This is a genomic window from Stenotrophomonas maltophilia (assembly GCF_006970445.1).
GTDB classification, from domain to species: domain Bacteria; phylum Pseudomonadota; class Gammaproteobacteria; order Xanthomonadales; family Xanthomonadaceae; genus Stenotrophomonas; species Stenotrophomonas maltophilia_AU.
The window spans coordinates 776,265-793,052 of record NZ_CP033877.1 but is presented as its reverse complement, the minus strand read 5'-3'; the positions used below and the strand labels follow the sequence as shown (position 1 = coordinate 793,052).

The following is a 16,788-nucleotide window of genomic DNA, read 5'->3' as shown; positions in this document are numbered from 1 at the left end:
CGCGCTCGCCCCACCCGCAGACCCAACAGCGCCCCACCTGCGCCAACCGGCGCGCCGGGCTAGAATGAAACCTGAATCCGCTCCGGGCCCGCTGCCATGTCCGCCACCGCCAACCGTGCCTTCGTCCTGTCCGTACTCGTGCTGTTGCTGGCGGCGACCCGGGTCAACCACTTCGCGGCGATCCCCGATGCCTCCTGGGCGGTGTTCTTCATCGGCGGCTTCTACCTGGCCGCCTGGACACGCTGGGCGTTTCCGCTACTGATGGTGTTCGCGGTGCTGGTGGACTGGATCGTGATCCGCAGCAGCGGCCTGGATTTCTGGCAGCACTACTGCGTGTCACCGGGGTACTGGCTGCTGCTGCCGGCGTATTTCTCGCTGTGGGCCGGCGGCATGCTGCTGGGCCGCAACTACCAGACTGCGCGTTGGCCGGTGCTGGCCAAGGGTGCGCTGCTGCTGGTGGCCTCGGTGGCGGTCTGCCACCTGCTGGCGCAGGGCGGCTTCTACTGGACCAGCCGCAACGTAGCCGAACCAACGCTGGCCGGCTGGGCACAGAACTACACCCAGTGGTTCGGGCCGTACCTGCGCACCACCGCGATCTACGTGGCGCTGGCAGCGGCGCTGCAGCTGGCGGTGGAGCAGGTGCTGAAGCTCCAGCAGGCCCGCCGCGACATCCGCCACTGAGCCGCGCCATGGGTCATCGCCTCTCGCGCATCTATACCCGCACCGGCGACGACGGCACTACCGGCCTTGGCGACGGCCAGCGCGTCGCCAAGGACGACGCCCGCGTGGCGTCCTACGGCACCGTCGATGAAGCCAATGCCGCGCTCGGCCTGCTGCTGGCCACGGCGCTGCCGGAGGATGTCCGCGCGCTGGTGGTGCATCTGCAGCACCAGCTGTTCGACTTGGGCGCCGAACTGTGCATCCCCGGCCACGCCGCGATCCACGCCGCCGATATCTCGGCACTGGAACAGCAGCTGGACCACTACAACGCCAGCCTGCCGATGTTGAAGGAGTTCATCCTGCCGGCCGGTGGCGAGGCCGCCGCACGCTGCCATCTGGCCCGCACCATCGTCCGCCGCGCCGAGCGCGAGACGGTCACCCTGGCCCGACACGACGCCGTGCGCAGCGAGGCGCTGCAGTACCTCAACCGGCTGTCGGACCTGTTGTTCGTGTTGGCCCGGGTACTGGCCCGCGCCGATGGCCATGGCGAAGCGCTGTGGCAGCCACAGCAGCGCCAGCGCTGAGTCGGCACGATGCTGGTCTTCACCCATCCGTCCTGCCTGCTGCATGACCCCGGCCCTGGCCATCCGGAGTGCCCGCAACGCCTGCAGCATGTGCTCGACGCCCTGCACGCCGCCTTCCCCGGCCAGCTGGACTGGCGCGAGGCGCCGCCGGCCAAGTTCGGCGAACTGACCCGGGTCCACGACAGCGCCCTGCTCGACTTCGTGCTGCAGCCGCAGACCGCGCCGCTGCGCCAGCTGGACATGGACACCTGGACCTCGCCGGGCTCGGCCAGCGCCGCCGTGCATGCCGCCGGTGCCGGCGTGGCCGCTGTAGACGCGGTGATGCTGGGCGAGGACCCGCTGGCGTTCTGCGCGGTGCGGCCACCGGGCCACCACGCCACCAGCAGCACCGCGATGGGCTTCTGCCTGCTCAACAACATCGCCATTGCGGCAGCCTATGCCCGCGACCGCCATGGGCTGGAGCGGATCGCGGTGGTCGATTTCGATGTCCACCATGGCAACGGCACCCAGGACATCTTCCAGCACGACGCCCGGGTCTCCTACTACAGCACCCACCAGGCCGGCCTGTTCCCCAATTCGGGCCTGCGCCGCGACCGCGGTGCGGGCAACCTGATGAACATCCTGCTGCCACCCGGCAGTGGCGGTTTCCGCTTCCGCAATGTGTGGGCCGACGAGATGCTGCCGGCCATCGACGACTTCCGGCCGCAGCTGCTGCTGATCTCGGCCGGCTTCGATGCCCACCTGCGCGACCCGCAGGCCGACCTGATGCTGGAAACCGACGATTTCGCCTGGATCACCCGCGAACTGCATGCGCTGGCGCGCCGCCATGCGGCCGGCCGGGTGGTCTCGATGCTGGAAGGCGGCTATGACCTGCAGGCCCTTGCTGAGTGCAGTGTGGCCCATGTCCGGGCCCTGATGCCGCCCCCTCGGGATACTGTGTCCGGATGAACCCGAACCGGCAGGATCCGACGCCCTTCATTGCCCCTATGCAAGGGATGGGGCAAGCTACCGTCCGTTTTCGCCCGAATCCGAACCGCGTGCGCCGAGCCCTCCGCCTGCTTCCCCTGCCTCTGAGCATCGCCATCTGCCTGCCGGCAATGGCCGATGAAAAGCCGCTCAACTGGGGCCTGTGCCCGGCTACCGACGTGATTCCCGCGTTTACCGATGCCCCGGTCCCGGTCCCGGGCCAGGACAAGGCCGCCGCCAGCGCCGCGCGCGAGCAGCAGCCGACCGACATCGAGGGTGACCAGCTGCTGGGCACCACCACCGTGCCGCAGTACGAGGGCAACGTGGCCCTGCGCCGGGGCGACCAGTTCGTCGGCACCGACAAGCTCAGCTTCGATACCGAGAGCGGCAACTACATTGCCGACGGCAATGTCCGCTACCAGGACTCCTCGATCCGCATGGTCGCCAAGCGCGCCGAGGGCAACCAGGAAAGCGACACCCACAAGATCACCGACATCCAGTACCAGCTGGTGTCGCGCCGCGGCAACGGCGATGCCGAGTCGGTCGACCTGCAGGGTGCGGTCGGCCAGATGCACCGCTCCACCTACACCACCTGCGACCCGTCGCAGCCGGTGTGGAAGCTGTCGGCGCCGCAGATCGAAGTGGACAACGACGAAGGCTTCGGCACGGCCCGCAACGCCGTGCTGCGCATCGGCAAGGTGCCGGTACTGTGGGCGCCGTACTTCAAGTTCCCGATCGATGACCGGCGCAAGACCGGCCTGCTGTTCCCGCAGCTGGGCATGTCCGGGCGCAACGGTTTCGATTACGCACAGCCGATCTACTTCAACCTGGCGCCGAACTACGACGACACGTTGACCCCGCGCTACATGAGCCGGCGCGGCCTGATGCTCGACAACGAGTTCCGCTACCTCTACAACGGCGGCCGCGGCGAACTGCTGACCGCGTTCATGCCCAACGACAAGCTGCGCGACCGCGACCGCGGCCGGGTGATGTTCGGCGGCTACCACAACCTCGACGACCACTGGCAGGCCCGTGCCAATCTGGCCTGGGTCAGCGACGAGCGCTATGTGGAAGACTTCGCCAACCGCCTGGTGGGGGTCACCGCGTCGAACCTGCAGAGCACCATCGGTCTGTACGGCACCGGCAAGAACTGGACGGCTGGCATCATGGCCGACCGCTGGCAGCTGACCGACTACACGCTCAATGAAAGCGCGCTGCCCTACAACCGCCAGCCGCGCCTGTACTTCAACTGGGACAAGCCGGTCCTGCCGTGGCTGGAAACCGGCATCTACGCCGAAGCCGTGCGCTTCACCCACGACGACATCAACTACAAGTACGACGCCAGCGCTGGAACGGACCTGCAGTACACGCGCAATGGTGTCCAACAGCGATCCGGCATTGGCGTGAGCGGTGGCTCACGCCTTGACGTGAAGCCCTACGTGTCGTTCCCGATCAGCGGCGCGGCCTGGTACATCACGCCGACCCTGGCCTACCGATACACGGCCTACCAGCTGGATCGCGGCCTGGCTGACGGCGTCAACGGCATCCGCGGCCAGATCCTGCGTTCGCAGGGTATCGACCCGACCACCGCCACACCGGAACAGCTGCGCGGCAACACCTCGCCCAGCCGCAGCCTGCCGATCGGCAGCATCGATGCCGGCCTGTTCTTCGATCGCGAGACCCGCATCGGTGGCAAGTCCTTCCTGCAGACCCTGGAACCGCGCCTGTTCTACCTGCGCACGCCGTACCGCGACCAGGACGAGCTGCCGATCTTCGACACCCGCGACTTCACCTTCAGCTGGGGCCAGCTGTTCCGCGATTCGCGCTATACCGGCGCCGATCGCCAGAACGATGCCAACCAGCTGACCCTGGCACTGGGTACCCGCTTCATCGACCAGACCACCGGCAAGGAACGGTTCTCGGCCTCCATCGGCCAGATCCAGTACTTCGACGAGTCGCGGGTGACACTCCCGGGCGGCGCGCCGGTGGAGAAGGGCAAGTCGGCCTGGATCGCCGACGGCAACTACATGATCAACGACCGCTGGACCCTGGGCGCCACCTACCAGTGGGACCCGAAGTACAAGCGCGAGGATCTGGCCAGCGTCCGTGCCCGCTACCTGATGCCCAACGATGGCGTGATCAACCTCAGCTACCGCTACCGCATCAACTCCGGCGCTCCGGCCACCGCCAACAAGCATGACCGGACGCTGCTGGAACAGGCCGACCTGTCGTTCCTGTATCCGCTGAATGCGCGCTGGAGCCTGGTTGGCCGCTACTACTACTCGCTGCAGGACAAGGAACCGCTGGAAATCATCGCCGGCGTCCAGTGGGACAGCTGCTGCCTGGCCGTGCGTGTGGTCGGCCGCCGCTACGTCCGCAACCGCGAAGGCGAGATGAACAATGCCATCCAGCTGGAGTTCGTGCTCAAGGGCCTGAGCTCCCTGGGGCAGGACACGGACCGCACCCTGCGCCGTGCTATCCTCGGCTACAACCGCGACGACCTCTATCTCGTGCCGCCGAGCAACACCGGGGCGACCCGGGATGACTACGATCCGAACCTGATCCCATGACCAAGCGCTTCCCCGTTCTTCTCGCCTCGCTGCTGGCGGTGTCCAGCGTGTCCGCCCCCCTGCAGGTGCTTGCCCAGGAGGCGCAGCCGCTTGACCGCATCGCCGCCGTCGTCGATGAGGACGTGATCCTGCAGAGCGAGCTCCAGCGTGCGATCGCCAACATCAAGGCGCAGTACGCCGGCCGTGAAAACCAGCTGCCGCCGGAAGATGTGCTCAGCCGCCAGGTGCTCGAGCGCCTCGTGCTGGTCAAGCTGCAGGTGGCCCGCGCCCAGGGCAGCGGCATCCGTGTCAGCGACCAGGAGCTGAACCAGGCGATGAATTCCATCGCCCAGCAGAATGGTTCGAACCTGGATGCCCTGCGCCAGCGCCTGGCCCATGACGGCATCGACTTCAACGATTTCCGTGCCTCGGTGCGTGACGAGATCACCGTGCAGCGCCTGCGCCAGAGCTTCGCGCAGAGCCGCATCAGCGTCAGCGAGGGTGAAGTCGACGCCGCGCTGAAGCAGCAGGCCACGGTGGGTAACCAGTATCACCTGGCGCACATCCTGATCGCCCTGCCCGACGGTGCCAGCGCCGACCAGATCGCCACCGGCCAGAAGAAGGCCGATGGCGTGAAGACCCTGCTCGACAAGGGCGAGCTGGACTTCAACGCTGCAGCCGTGCGCTATTCGGACAGCCCGAACGCACTGGAAGGCGGCGACCTGGGCTGGCGCAGCCTGGATGAAATCCCGCAGGCCTTTGCCCAGATGATGGAAAAGATGAAGCCGGGCGAAGTGGTCGGCCCGATCCGTGGCCCGAGCGGCTTCCAGCTGCTGAAGCTGGTGGAAGTACGTGATTCCAGCTCCGCCGCCGCCGGTGAGCACACGGTCACCGAGTTCCACGGCCGCCATATCCTGGTGCGCGTGGACGACCACCAGACCGACGCCGCGGCCAAGGCCAAGATCGACACCCTGCGCGCCCGCATTGCCGGTGGTGCCGAGTTCCAGACCGTTGCCAAGGAGTCCTCCGAGGACAACAACAGCAAGGGCCAGGGCGGTGATCTGGGCTGGTTCCCGGCCGACGCGTTCGGTCCGGCCTTCGGCCAGCAGGTGAGTGGCCTCCAGGACGGTGGCGTCAGCCAGCCGTTCCGCACCGACGCCGGTTGGCACATCGTGCAGCGCGTGGCGACCCGCCAGACCGACGTGACCACCGACAACCAGCGTGCCCAGGTCCGCGAGACCATCGGCCGTCGCAAGCTGGAAGACGAGTACAACCGCTTCCTGCAGGAACTGCGTGGCGAAGCCTACGTCAGCTTCCGCAGCGGCGACCGCGCGGAAAACACCGCCACCCCGCCGCAGTCCTGACCGATGCGCCCCGAGCTCGCTCTGGTACCGGGCGAGCCCGCCGGGATCGGCCCGGAGCTGTGTGTCCGACTCGTCCAGCAGCCGCGTGAAGATTGCCGGCTGCTGGCCTTTGCCGACCCGGACACCCTGTGCGCGGCCGCAGCCGCGCTGAATCTGCCCCTGCAACTGCTGCCCGAGGACGCCGAAGCACGCGTCCCCGGCGATCTGCGCCTGCGCGCCGTACGTAACACTGCACCCAGCCACTTCGGCCAGGCCGATCCAGCCAATGCCGGCGCGGTCATTGGCGCCCTGCTCGGCGCCGGCCAGGCCTGCCTGTCCGGCGAACTGCACGGCGTGGTGACCGGCCCGGTGCACAAGGCGGTCATCAACGAAGGCGGCATTGCCTACAGCGGCACCACTGAACTGCTGGCCGACCAGGCCGGGGTGAAGGTGGTGATGATGCTGGCCAACCACATCGTGCGCGTGGCCCTGGCCACCACCCACCTGCCGCTGCGCGAGGTGGCCGATGCGATCACCGCCCCGGGCCTGGAGCACACGCTGCGCACCGTGCATGCGGCATTGCGCCGCGAATTCGGCCTGCCCGCACCGCGCATCGCCGTGCTCGGCCTGAACCCGCACGCCGGCGAAGACGGCCACCTGGGCCGCGAGGAACTGGACCTGGTCATCCCCCTGCTGCAGCGCCTGCGCGCGGAGGGCATGGACCTGGTCGGGCCGCTGCCGGCCGACACCGCCTTCCTGCCGGCCAAGCTGGCCGGCTTCGACACCGTATTGGCGATGTACCACGACCAGGGCCTGCCGGTACTGAAGTATTCCGGCTTCGAGCAGGCGGTGAATCTGACCCTGGGCCTGCCCTACCCGCGCGTGGCGGTGGACCATGGCACCGCACTGGACCTGGCCGGCCGCGGCATCGCCGATCCCTCCAGCCTGCAGGCGGCAACGACGCTGTGTGCGCAGCTTGCGCGGCAACGTACACTGGGCGCATGAATTCCCCGCATTCCCCCTCCGGCCCGGTGTTCACCGCACCAGCCAAGAAGCAGCTTGGCCAGCATTTCCTGGCCGACCGCCACTACATCGACAAGATCGTGATGGCGGTCAACCCGAAAGACGGTGACCGCCTGGTCGAGATCGGTCCCGGCCAGGGCGCGATCACCCTGCCGCTGCTGCGCGTGCACCCCACGCTGACGGTGATCGAGTTCGACCGCGACCTGATCGCGCCACTGACCGCCGCCGCCGAGCCGCTGGGCGAGCTGACCATCGTCCATCGCGACGTGCTGCGCGTGGACTTCACCGAACTGGCCGACGGCCAGCCGATCCGCCTGGTCGGCAACCTGCCCTACAACATCTCCTCGCCGATCCTGTTCCACGCGCTGGAGCACGCCGCGGTCATCCGCGACATGCACTTCATGCTGCAGAAGGAAGTGGTCGACCGCATGGCAGCCGGCCCCGGCAGCAAGGTCTATGGCCGCCTCAGCGTGATGCTGCAGGCCTACTGCCAGGTGACGTCGCTGTTCGTGGTGCCGCCGGGCGCGTTCCGGCCGCCGCCGAAGGTCGATTCGGCCGTGGTGCGGCTGGTGCCGCGTGACCCGGCCACGATCAACATCAACGACCACAAGCGCTTCGCCGACGTGGTCAAGGCCGCCTTCGGGCAGCGCCGCAAGACCCTGCGCAATGCCCTGAACAACGTGGTGTCCGCCGAGCAGTTCATCGCCGCCGGCGTGCGTCCCGATGCCCGCGCCGAACAGCTGGACGTGGCCGAATTCATCGCTTTGGCCAATGCCTCCTGATTACACTGCCGGTATGGAAGACGCTGACGTTTATGCCATCTCCGTCGAAGTCGCGCCGCGCTTCCTCGACGATCAATCCGCGCCGGAAGACGGTCGCTTTGCGTTCGCCTACACGATCCGCATCCACAACCAGGGGCGGGTCGCTGCACGCCTGGTCGCACGCCACTGGCGCATCACCGATGCCAATGGCCGTGTCGAGCATGTCGATGGCGACGGAGTGATCGGCGAGCAGCCGCGGCTGCGCCCCGGTGAAGACTTCCGTTACACGTCCGGTGTCATGCTGGGGACCGATCACGGGACCATGCAGGGGCACTACGACATGGTCGCCGACGATGGCACCGAATTTGCCGCGCCGGTCGCACCGTTCGTGCTGGCCGTCCCGCGTACCCTGCACTGACACGGAGGCCGAACGATGAGTGTGTGGGCGATCGGCGACCTGCAGGGCTGCTATGACGTCACCCAGCGATTGCTGGAGAAAATCCGCTTCGACCCGGCGCAGGACACCCTGTGGTTCTGCGGCGACCTGGTCAACCGTGGCGGCCAGTCGCTGGAAACGCTGCGGCTGGTGCATTCGCTGCGCGAGCACAGCGTGGTGGTGCTGGGCAACCATGATCTTTCGCTGTTGGCCGTCGGTGCACGCACCGAAGAGGAACAGCGCAAGGTCAACCCGGACCTGCTGCGCATCGTGCAGGCCGAGGACCGCGACGAACTGCTGGACTGGCTGCGCCTGCAGAAGCTGGTGCATGTGGACCGTGAACTGGGCTGGATGATGGTGCATGCCGGCCTGGCGCCGAAGTGGACCACGCAGATGGCCGAGAAGCATGCCGCCGAGGTCGAGGTGCAGCTGCATGGCGCCGGCTACCGCAAGCTGTTCCGCAACATGTACGGAGACAAGCCGAGCTGGGCCCCGAACCTGTCCGGCTACGACCGTTCGCGCGCGATCATCAACGTGCTCACCCGCATGCGCTACTGCACCCCGCGTGGGCGCATCGGCATCGAGGACAAGGGCACGCCGGGCACGCAGGAGCAGGGGCTGTATCCCTGGTTCGAAGTGCCGGGCCGGGTCGAGCGCGACCTCAAGGTCGTCTGCGGCCATTGGTCGGCGCTGGGCCTGACCATCACCCAGGGCGTGCATGCCATCGACACCGGCGCGGTGTGGGGCGGCAAGCTGACCGCGATCCAGCTCGATACCGACGAACTGCGCGTGGTGCAGGTGCCGGGCCGCGATGTACCGGCACCGGTGCCCAACGCCCGCCCGCCGGCGCGACCGGCGCACGAGCGCCCCGCCACTGCGGCGCAGGGCAAGGAACAGGGCGGCGGCAACGCCGCCGCTGCCAACCCGGGCAACCGTGGTCCCCGCCGCCGTCGTCGCCGTGGTGGTGGTGGCTCTGCGGGCCCCGGCAGCAACAGTCCCCCGCCGCAGGCATGACGCGGCGCGGCCGGGCACCATGGACGGTGCTGCTGACGCTGGCCCTGGCCAGCGGCTGCCAGCCCACTTCGGCCCCGGCCCCCACCGGCGCCGGAAACGCCGGCCACGCGCCATCGCAACCGCAGGCGCCTTCGCCGCCACTGGTGGCCGCGGCGCGCGCGCAGATCGGCGTCACCACCCGCTACGACCCTGCCTATCAGGTGCTGGCCTATCCCGGTGGAGACGTCCCGCTCGATCGCGGCGTGTGCACCGATGTGGTGGTGCGCGCGCTGCGCAGCCAGGGCCTGGACCTGCAGGCGCGCGTGCATGAAGACATGCGCGGCAGCTTCAGTGCCTATCCCGCGATCTGGGGCCTGTCACGGCCGGATCGCAACATCGATCATCGTCGCGTACCGAACCTGATGCGCTGGTTCGAACGGCAGGGTTGGCAGCAACCGATCACGGCCGTCGCCGCCGACTACGCGGCCGGCGACATCGTTGCCTGGAAGCTCAATGGCAACGGCCTGCTGCACGTGGGCATCGTCTCTGACCGGCGCCTGGCCAATGGCACACCGCTGGTGCTGCACAACATCGCGCGCGGCACGCGCGAAGAAAACCTGCTGTTCCAGCACGCGATCATCGGGCATTACCGGGCGCCGTAGCGACAGTCCCGGTAGAGTCGACTGTTAGTCGACTGCTCCTGACGCCCCCTGAAAACCCCGCGCTGCGCGCGATAATCAACTAACAGTCGACTCTAGCCCGTCGGTGTTTTCGTCAGTGTTTTCGTCGGTGTTTTCGTTGGTATTTCCGCGATCAGCGGCGCACGTAGTGCACGAAGCGGAACGCGTAGGCGTGTCGTTCGTCGGCCGGGTGCGGCTCGCTGCTCACTTCCCGCCAGTCCTGCACGTCCACTTCGGGGAAATGGGTATCGGCGGGGACTTCGGCATCGACCCAGGTCAGGTACAGGTCACTGGCCTGGTCCAGCATCTGGTGGAAGATCTCGCCGCCGCCGATGATGCACAGCTCGCTGGCCCCCTCGCCTTCGGCAATCGCCTTCGCCTCGTCCAGCGACGCCACCGCACGCATGCCCTCGAACGGCACCTGGCCGCTGCGGGTCAGCACCAGATTGGTCCGCCCCGGCAGCACGCGGCCGATCGACTCGGCGGTCTTGCGCCCCATCAGGATCGGCTTGCCCAGGGTGAGCGCCTTGAAGTGCTTGAAATCATCCGGCAGGTGCCAGGGCATGGCATTGCCCTGACCGATGCCACGGTTGCGGTCCAGTGCCACGATCATCGAGAGCTTCATTGCTGCCACCTCCTCAGCTGGCGTCGATCTGCAGGCGTTCGCAGGCAGCGTTCGCGGCACTGGCAGCCTGCAACGCCGCAGCCAGCGCAGGGTTGGACGTGGACCGCTCATCCAGGCCACCGAGGATCTTCTGCTTCTGCGCCTCTTCGATATCCTTCAGGCCCGGTCCTGACAGGATGTCTGCCGACAACGCAGCGGTGTCGGTGCTGGCACGACGTGCCAGAAATGCCTTCAACTGGTCGCTGGAATAGACGTTGGCCAGCTGCTGCTCGAGCGTGCGCTGGTAGACCGGATCCTCGATACCGGCCTTCAGATGCTCGGTCATCGCCGTGTACATCCCGGTTACCGCCTCATGCATCTGCGCCCGGCACCCTTCCGGCACATCCTGGGGCAACATCGTGCTGCCGTTGAATGCCCCGGCGAACGCCTGCACTTCCTCGCGCATGTGCTTGTGCACGATCTGCTCATTGACCTGCCGGGCCAACGACAACGCATCGGCGGGTCCGGCCTGCACCATGGCCAACGGCAGCATGCCGCACAGCGCCAGCAGGCCCCTGGAACGCAGGCGGGTACTCATACCGCCACCGGCGCCTTGATCGCCGGATGCGGGTCATAACCATCGATGCGGATGTCGTCGAACTGGAAGCCGAACAGGTCGGTCACCTCCGGGTTCAACCACAGCTTCGGCAGCGAGCGCGGTTCACGCGACAGCTGCTCGCGCGCCTGCTCGAAGTGGTTCGAATACAGGTGCGCATCGCCCAGCGTATGTACGAAGTCACCCACGCCCAGGCCGGTGGCCTGCGCCACCATGTGGGTCAGCAGCGCATAGCTGGCGATGTTGAACGGCACGCCGAGGAAGATGTCGCCGCTGCGCTGGTACAGCTGGCAGCTGAGCTTGCCGTCCACCACGTAGAACTGGAACAGGTTGTGGCACGGCATCAGCGCCATCTGCGAAAGCTCGCCCACGTTCCAGGCGCTGACCACCAGCCGGCGCGAATCAGGGTTGCGCTTGATCTCGTCCACCAGCCACTGCATCTGGTCGATCTCGCCGCCATCGGCGGTGGCCCAGCTACGCCACTGCTTGCCGTAGACCGGGCCGAGGTCACCGTTCTCGTCGGCCCACTCGTCCCAGATCCGCACCTGGTTGTCCTTCAGGTAGCCGATGTTGGTGTCGCCCTTCAGGAACCACAGCAGCTCGTGGATGATCGAGCGCAGGTGCAGTTTCTTGGTGGTGACCAGCGGGAAGCCTTCGTTGAGGTCGAAGCGCATCTGCCAGCCGAACACGCTGCGGGTGCCGGTACCGGTGCGATCACTCTTCTCGGCGCCGTGTTCGAGCACGTGCGACAGCAGGTCCAGATAGGCCTTCATGCCTTGCCCTCGGTGGCCACCGGCAGCTGCGGCTGCAGTACCGGTGCGCGGCGCGACATCACCAGCAGCACCAGGCCGAAGGCGATCAGCGGCAGGCTGAGGATCTGGCCGCGGGTCAGCCAGTCGAAGGCCACGTAGACGCCGTTGTCGGGCATGCGCACGAACTCGACGGCGAAGCGGAACAGGCCGTACAGCAGCGCGAACAGGCCACCGACCAGATAGCGATGACGCGGCTTGGCCGACACCGTCCACAGCACCACGAACATCACCAGGCCCTCCAGCAACGCTTCATACAGTTGCGAGGGATGGCGGGCGAACTGGTTCAGCGCGCCGGTCGCGAACTGCGCCTGCAGCGTCGCGTGGTCGAGCTGGTTCAGCGGAGCCGGCAGGCCGGACGGGAACACCACGCCCCAGGTACCGTCGGTGTACTTGCCCCACAGCTCGGCACCGATGAAGTTGCCGATGCGGCCGAAGCCCAGGCCCAGCGGCACCAGCGGCGCCATGAAATCCATGGTGTCGAAGAAATGCAGCCTGTGCTTGCGCGACCACCACCAGCAGGCGGCGATCACGCCCAGCAGGCCACCGTGGAAGCTCATGCCACCGTCCCACACCTTGAACAGCAGCAGCGGGTTGTGCAGGAAATCGCCCAGCGCGTAGAACAGCATGTAGCCGATGCGTCCGCCCAGCACCACGCCGAGCATGGCGTAGAACAGCAGGTCGGAGAAGCCGTTGGCATCGACCCCCGGCAGGCGCCCGTCGGCGATGCGCTTGCGGCCCAGCAGCCAGGCCGCAGTGAAGCCGAGCAGGTACATGATGCCGTACCAATGCACCTTGATCGGCCCCAGCGAGAGGGCGATGGGGTCGATGTCGTGGAAATAGATCATGGAAGGTGCCTTGCGGTTGAACGCCTATTCTCGGGCCAGTGCCGCCCCGGCTCAACCAAGGAGCTGGGGTGTGTTGGGCAGGCCGTCATCGTCTGACCGCATCGAGGCCGGAAAGTGCCCCTCCACCAGGGTCGAGACCTCTTCGATGGCGCCGCGCAGCGCCTCGACCGGGTTCGGGCCCCGCAACCCCTCGCGCAGGTGCGTGCAGACCCGCTGCCACTGCGCCGGGCTGACCCGGCCATGCAGGCCACGGTCGGCGACGATCTCGATGGCGTGGTCGGCCAGCAGCAGATAGATCAGTACGCCGTTGTTATGGGTGGTATCCCAGGTGCGCAGGCGGGCGAAGGCATGCTCGGCGGCCTGGCGCGGGGTGACCTTGTGCCACAGCGCGGCCAGCGGCAGGTCCGCTTCCACCGCGAACATCACCTGCCCGCCGTGGCGCTGCTCACCGGCCGCAATGGCCTCGGTGATCGCCTGCAATGTGGCGGGTGGGAACGCGCGCCGTACCGACGGCGAAAACACATGGCGACATAGACGTTGGATCATCACCAGCCTCCCGAAGCGCCGCCGCCGCCGGAACGGCCGCCGCCACCGCCCCAGCCGCCGCCACCACCGAATCCACCGCCTCCTCCGAAGCCACCTCCGCCTCCCCAGCTGCCGCCGCCCCAGCCACCGCCGCCGGCAAAGCGGCCCGGGTGGCCGGAGAGCATCGCCACGATCAGGCCCACGATGCCGGCCACACCGCTGGCCAGCACGGTGGAGGTGAACACGAAGGCCAGCAGCGCTGCACCCGCGCCGCCGAGCAGGCCACGCAGCGGACGCGGCACGCGCGAGAACACACCGCGCAGGATGCTGCCGGCGAACACACCGATGAACAACGCCAGGAACCAGCTGTCGCCGCCACCGCCAGGCTCCCGCCCGCGATGGCCACTGACCGGTGCAGGCAGCGTTTCGCCGTCGATCAGCTTGACCAGTACCGCCGTGGCATCGGTGATGCCACCGGCGTAGTCGCCGCTGCGGAAGCGTGGGACCAGGTATTCCTGGATGACCCGGTTGGCGATGGCATCGGGGATGGCGCCTTCAAGACCGTAGCCCGGCTCGATGCGCACGCGCCGGTCGTCCTTGGCCACCACCAGCAGCACGCCGTCATCCACGCCCTTGCGGCCGATCTGCCATTGGTCGAAGACCCGCGTGGTGTACTGCGCGATGTCCTCCGGCTGGGTGGTGGGCACCACCAGCACCTGCAGCTGGCTGCCCTTGCGCTGCTGCAGTTCAAGCGCCTGCTGCACCAGCGCCTGCTTCTGCATGGCGTCCAGCGTGCCGGTGGTATCGACCACCGGTGAATCCAGCGCAGGAATCGACGCCAGCTGCTGCGCCTGCGCTGCCAGCGGCAGCCACAGCAGCAGTGCCAGCAGCGCAGTGGCCAGGCGCATCGGTCAGTGGCCCGGCTGCGGTGCCGGCTGCTGCGGCGCGTTGCCGAAATCGACCGCCGGCGCGTTGGAGATCTGCGCTTCGTTGTCCACGGTGAAGTTCGGCTTGGTCTTGTAGCCGAAGATCTTGGCGGTGATCACCTGCGGGAACGAGCGGATGTAGGTGTTGTAGTCCTGCACCTGCTGGATGTAGCGGCCGCGCGCGACGGTGACCCGGTTCTCGGTGCCTTCCAGCTGCGCCTGCAGGTCGCGGAAGTTCTGGTCGGACTTCAGCTGCGGATAGTTCTCGGTGACCACCAGCAGCCGCGACAGCGCACTGCCGAGTTCGCCCTGGGCCTGTTGGAACTGCTTGAGCGAGGCTTCGTCATCGGCGTTGACGTTGATCTGGCCGACACGCGAACGGGCGTTGGTCACTTCGGTCAGCACGCGCTCTTCCTGGCTGGCGAAGCCCTTCACGGTCTGCACCAGGTTGGGCACCAGGTCGGCGCGGCGCTTGTACTGGTTGATGACCTCCGACCAGCTGGCCTTGACCGCTTCATCCTTCTGCTGGATGGCGTTGTAGCCGCAGCCGGACAGCAGGGAGGCCAACAGCATCAGGGGCAGGACGCGGGTGAACAGGCGCATGGCGGAGGTTCCGGGTGGGCTTGGCGCCGAGCATGCCATGGTTCGGGTGAAAGACCGGCCATCGGGCGCCGCCCCCTCCGCGGTGGGTTGTTTGCTGGTTCTCTGGGGTTGGCCGGGAGGGTGGGTTGGCTGGGGGACGCCGTGAATACGTCCTTGTAGGCTCGGTCGCGCCATCCATGGCGCTCACGCCCCCAGCCAACCCACCCTCCCGGCCACGGACAATTTCCTGCGCACCGCGGGAAGATCAAAAGAAAAAATCAAAAGCAAAAGCCGGTTCTTCAGACATTCGTGTCGACCAAGGTCGACACCTACCAGAGCGGAACGCCGTTGCGACCGATCGCGGAAAACTGTCGAAGGCGGGGTGGGTCCGGTGGCGGGGGTGTCCGCGGCATGGATGCCGCGGCCAAGCCCCCATGGACGGGTTTACGGCGTCCCCCGCCACCGGACCCACCCCGCCATCCCACGGAATGCACGCTGTTGCTGTTGCTGTTGATGTTGCAGTGGCCTCGGCGGGTGCAGGGCTGCAAGCCCTGCCGGAATCCAACACTCCTCAGCAGGCCTCGGCCACCGCAGTGCGCGTCCGCCCCAGCCATGCCAGCAGCAGGCCCGATGCCGCCAGCAGGCCACCGGCCACCGGAATCGCGGCATAGCCCAGGCCCGAGCTGATCACCGCACCGCCCAGCGCCGCACCCACGGCATTGCCCAGGTTGAACGCACCGACGTTGATCGACGATGCCAGGCCCGGCGCCTCGCTGGCCGCCTGCATCACCCGGATCTGCAGCGGCGGCACGAGCGCGAAGGTCGCCGCACCGAACAGCAGCACACCGAGGGCAGCGGTGGCGTGGCTCATGAAGGCCAGCGGCAGCACGAACATCAGCACCGCCAGGACGGCCAGCAGGATCCGTGTGGCGCCATCCAGCGACCAGTCGGCCATGCGCCCGCCGATGCCGTTGCCGAGGGTGAAGCCGATACCGATCAGCGCCAGCGACATCGCGATGAAGCCGTTGGAGGCACCGGTCAGTTCGGTCAGCACCGGCGCTACGTAGGTGTAGAGGGTGAACATGGCACCGGCGCCGAGCACGGTGGTGGCCATCGCCAGCAGCACCTGCGGTTGCAGGATCGCCTTCAGTTCACGGCGCACGTCCGGGCGCGGTCCCGGCGCGGACGCCGGCAGCGCGAAGCCCAGCGCGGTGATCGCGACCAGGCCCAGCACCGCAGTACCGGCGAAGGACAGGCGCCAGCCCAGCTGCTGGCCGACCCAGGTCGCCAGCGGCACGCCGCCGATGTTGGCGATGGTCAGGCCCATGAACATGGTGGCCACGGCTGCGGCCTGCTTTTCCTTCGGTACCAGGCTGGCGGCGACCACCGCACCGATGCCGAAGAAGGCACCGTGGTTGAGGCTGGTGACCAGGCGCGACAACAACAGCAGCCCGTAGTTCGGGGCCAGCGCCGACAACAGGTTGCCGACCACGAAGATCGACATCAGCAGCATCAGCGCGGTGCGCTTGCCGAAACGGCCCATCAGCAGGGTCATCACCGGTGCGCCCAGCATCACGCCCACGGCGTAGGCGGTGATCAGCATGCCGGCGGTGGGAATGCCGACACCCACGCCGTCGGCGATGACCGGCAGCAGGCCCATCGGGGCAAACTCGGTGGTTCCGATGGCGAAGGCGCCGACGGCAAGCGCCAGCAAGGCGGCTCTGGAATTCATGGGGGTTTCCTGGGGGGCGGAATCGGGAGTGCGTAGCCTGCGCGCTTTGCTGTACCGGATTAAGCCTCGCCCCGGGAAAACACTGTTGATCCTGGTTCACAAGTGGGGGCTAGAATCCCGCTGCAGGTGCAAAAGCCGCAGCGCCGCTGCA

General features: G+C 67.5%; 18 protein-coding genes. 10 read left to right on the top strand and 8 right to left on the bottom strand.

Annotated elements, in window-relative coordinates; all coding sequences use genetic code 11:
* Positions 1-96: 96 nt before the first annotated feature.
* The 10 genes from EGM71_RS03520 to EGM71_RS03475 all read left to right on the top strand — a co-directional run bounded on the left by EGM71_RS03520 (position 97) and on the right by EGM71_RS03475 (position 9,977).
* Positions 97-681 carry a hypothetical protein gene (locus tag EGM71_RS03520; protein ID WP_188487855.1) on the top strand — a complete coding sequence of 195 codons (585 nt, stop codon included), beginning with the start codon at positions 97-99 and terminating at the stop codon, positions 679-681.
* A gap of 8 nt (positions 682-689) precedes the next feature.
* Entirely contained in the window at positions 690-1,244 is a 555-nt protein-coding gene (locus EGM71_RS03515) for a cob(I)yrinic acid a,c-diamide adenosyltransferase (RefSeq protein WP_188487853.1), read from the top strand.
* Between the two features lie 9 nt (positions 1,245-1,253).
* Positions 1,254-2,192, top strand: a complete 939-nt coding sequence (locus tag EGM71_RS03510) for a histone deacetylase family protein (RefSeq protein WP_188487851.1) — start codon at positions 1,254-1,256, stop codon at positions 2,190-2,192.
* An 89-nt stretch (positions 2,193-2,281) separates the two neighbouring features.
* Complete coding sequence (gene lptD / locus EGM71_RS03505; protein WP_188487850.1) at positions 2,282-4,780, top strand: LPS-assembly protein LptD; 2,499 nt, start codon at positions 2,282-2,284, stop codon at positions 4,778-4,780.
* Positions 4,777-6,123 (top strand): peptidylprolyl isomerase, encoded by a 1,347-nt coding sequence (locus EGM71_RS03500; protein WP_188487848.1) that lies wholly within the window; start codon positions 4,777-4,779, stop codon positions 6,121-6,123. Before lptD ends, EGM71_RS03500 begins: the two co-directional genes overlap by 4 nt.
* Before the next feature lie 3 nt (positions 6,124-6,126).
* Positions 6,127-7,107 carry a 4-hydroxythreonine-4-phosphate dehydrogenase PdxA gene (pdxA, locus tag EGM71_RS03495; RefSeq protein WP_188487845.1) on the top strand — a complete coding sequence of 327 codons (981 nt, stop codon included), beginning with the start codon at positions 6,127-6,129 and terminating at the stop codon, positions 7,105-7,107.
* Positions 7,104-7,907 carry a 16S rRNA (adenine(1518)-N(6)/adenine(1519)-N(6))-dimethyltransferase RsmA gene (gene rsmA / locus EGM71_RS03490; RefSeq protein ID WP_188487842.1) on the top strand — a complete coding sequence of 268 codons (804 nt, stop codon included), beginning with the start codon at positions 7,104-7,106 and terminating at the stop codon, positions 7,905-7,907. The genes pdxA and rsmA overlap by 4 nt, the downstream gene beginning before the upstream one ends.
* A 13-nt stretch (positions 7,908-7,920) precedes the next feature.
* Positions 7,921-8,304 (top strand): Co2+/Mg2+ efflux protein ApaG, encoded by a 384-nt coding sequence (gene apaG / locus EGM71_RS03485; RefSeq protein ID WP_008268668.1) that lies wholly within the window; start codon positions 7,921-7,923, stop codon positions 8,302-8,304.
* Between the two features lie 15 nt (positions 8,305-8,319).
* Positions 8,320-9,336 carry a symmetrical bis(5'-nucleosyl)-tetraphosphatase gene (locus tag EGM71_RS03480; protein WP_188487840.1) on the top strand — a complete coding sequence of 339 codons (1,017 nt, stop codon included), beginning with the start codon at positions 8,320-8,322 and terminating at the stop codon, positions 9,334-9,336.
* The gene (locus tag EGM71_RS03475) at positions 9,333-9,977 is read left to right on the top strand and encodes a DUF1287 domain-containing protein (RefSeq protein ID WP_188487839.1); all 645 of its coding nucleotides are present in this window, start codon (positions 9,333-9,335) and stop codon (positions 9,975-9,977) included. Before EGM71_RS03480 ends, EGM71_RS03475 begins: the two co-directional genes overlap by 4 nt.
* Before the next feature lie 151 nt (positions 9,978-10,128).
* On the opposite strand, the gene EGM71_RS03470 is transcribed toward EGM71_RS03475, so the two are convergent.
* The 8 genes from EGM71_RS03470 to EGM71_RS03435 all read right to left on the bottom strand — a co-directional run bounded on the left by EGM71_RS03470 (position 10,129) and on the right by EGM71_RS03435 (position 16,637).
* Positions 10,129-10,620, bottom strand: a complete 492-nt coding sequence (locus EGM71_RS03470) for a dihydrofolate reductase (protein WP_188487837.1) — start codon at positions 10,618-10,620, stop codon at positions 10,129-10,131.
* Between the two features lie 13 nt (positions 10,621-10,633).
* Positions 10,634-11,197 (bottom strand): hypothetical protein, encoded by a 564-nt coding sequence (locus tag EGM71_RS03465; RefSeq protein ID WP_223224532.1) that lies wholly within the window; start codon positions 11,195-11,197, stop codon positions 10,634-10,636.
* The gene (locus EGM71_RS03460) at positions 11,194-11,988 is read right to left on the bottom strand and encodes a thymidylate synthase (RefSeq protein WP_188487835.1); all 795 of its coding nucleotides are present in this window, start codon (positions 11,986-11,988) and stop codon (positions 11,194-11,196) included. The genes EGM71_RS03465 and EGM71_RS03460 overlap by 4 nt, the downstream gene beginning before the upstream one ends.
* On the bottom strand, positions 11,985-12,872 hold the full coding sequence (gene lgt / locus EGM71_RS03455; protein ID WP_188487834.1) for a prolipoprotein diacylglyceryl transferase: 888 nt from the start codon (positions 12,870-12,872) through the stop codon (positions 11,985-11,987). Before lgt ends, EGM71_RS03460 begins: the two co-directional genes overlap by 4 nt.
* 51 nt (positions 12,873-12,923) lie before the next feature.
* Positions 12,924-13,418: a TPM domain-containing protein gene (locus tag EGM71_RS03450; protein ID WP_110711081.1), complete on the bottom strand. Its 495-nt coding sequence runs from the start codon at positions 13,416-13,418 to the stop codon at positions 12,924-12,926.
* Positions 13,418-14,305, bottom strand: a complete 888-nt coding sequence (locus EGM71_RS03445) for a TPM domain-containing protein (protein WP_188487832.1) — start codon at positions 14,303-14,305, stop codon at positions 13,418-13,420. Before EGM71_RS03445 ends, EGM71_RS03450 begins: the two co-directional genes overlap by 1 nt.
* Positions 14,306-14,308: 3 nt before the next feature.
* Complete coding sequence (locus tag EGM71_RS03440; RefSeq protein WP_188487830.1) at positions 14,309-14,926, bottom strand: LemA family protein; 618 nt, start codon at positions 14,924-14,926, stop codon at positions 14,309-14,311.
* A 550-nt stretch (positions 14,927-15,476) separates the two neighbouring features.
* Positions 15,477-16,637, bottom strand: a complete 1,161-nt coding sequence (locus EGM71_RS03435; protein ID WP_188487828.1) for an MFS transporter — start codon at positions 16,635-16,637, stop codon at positions 15,477-15,479.
* Between the last annotated feature and the right edge of the window lie 151 nt (positions 16,638-16,788).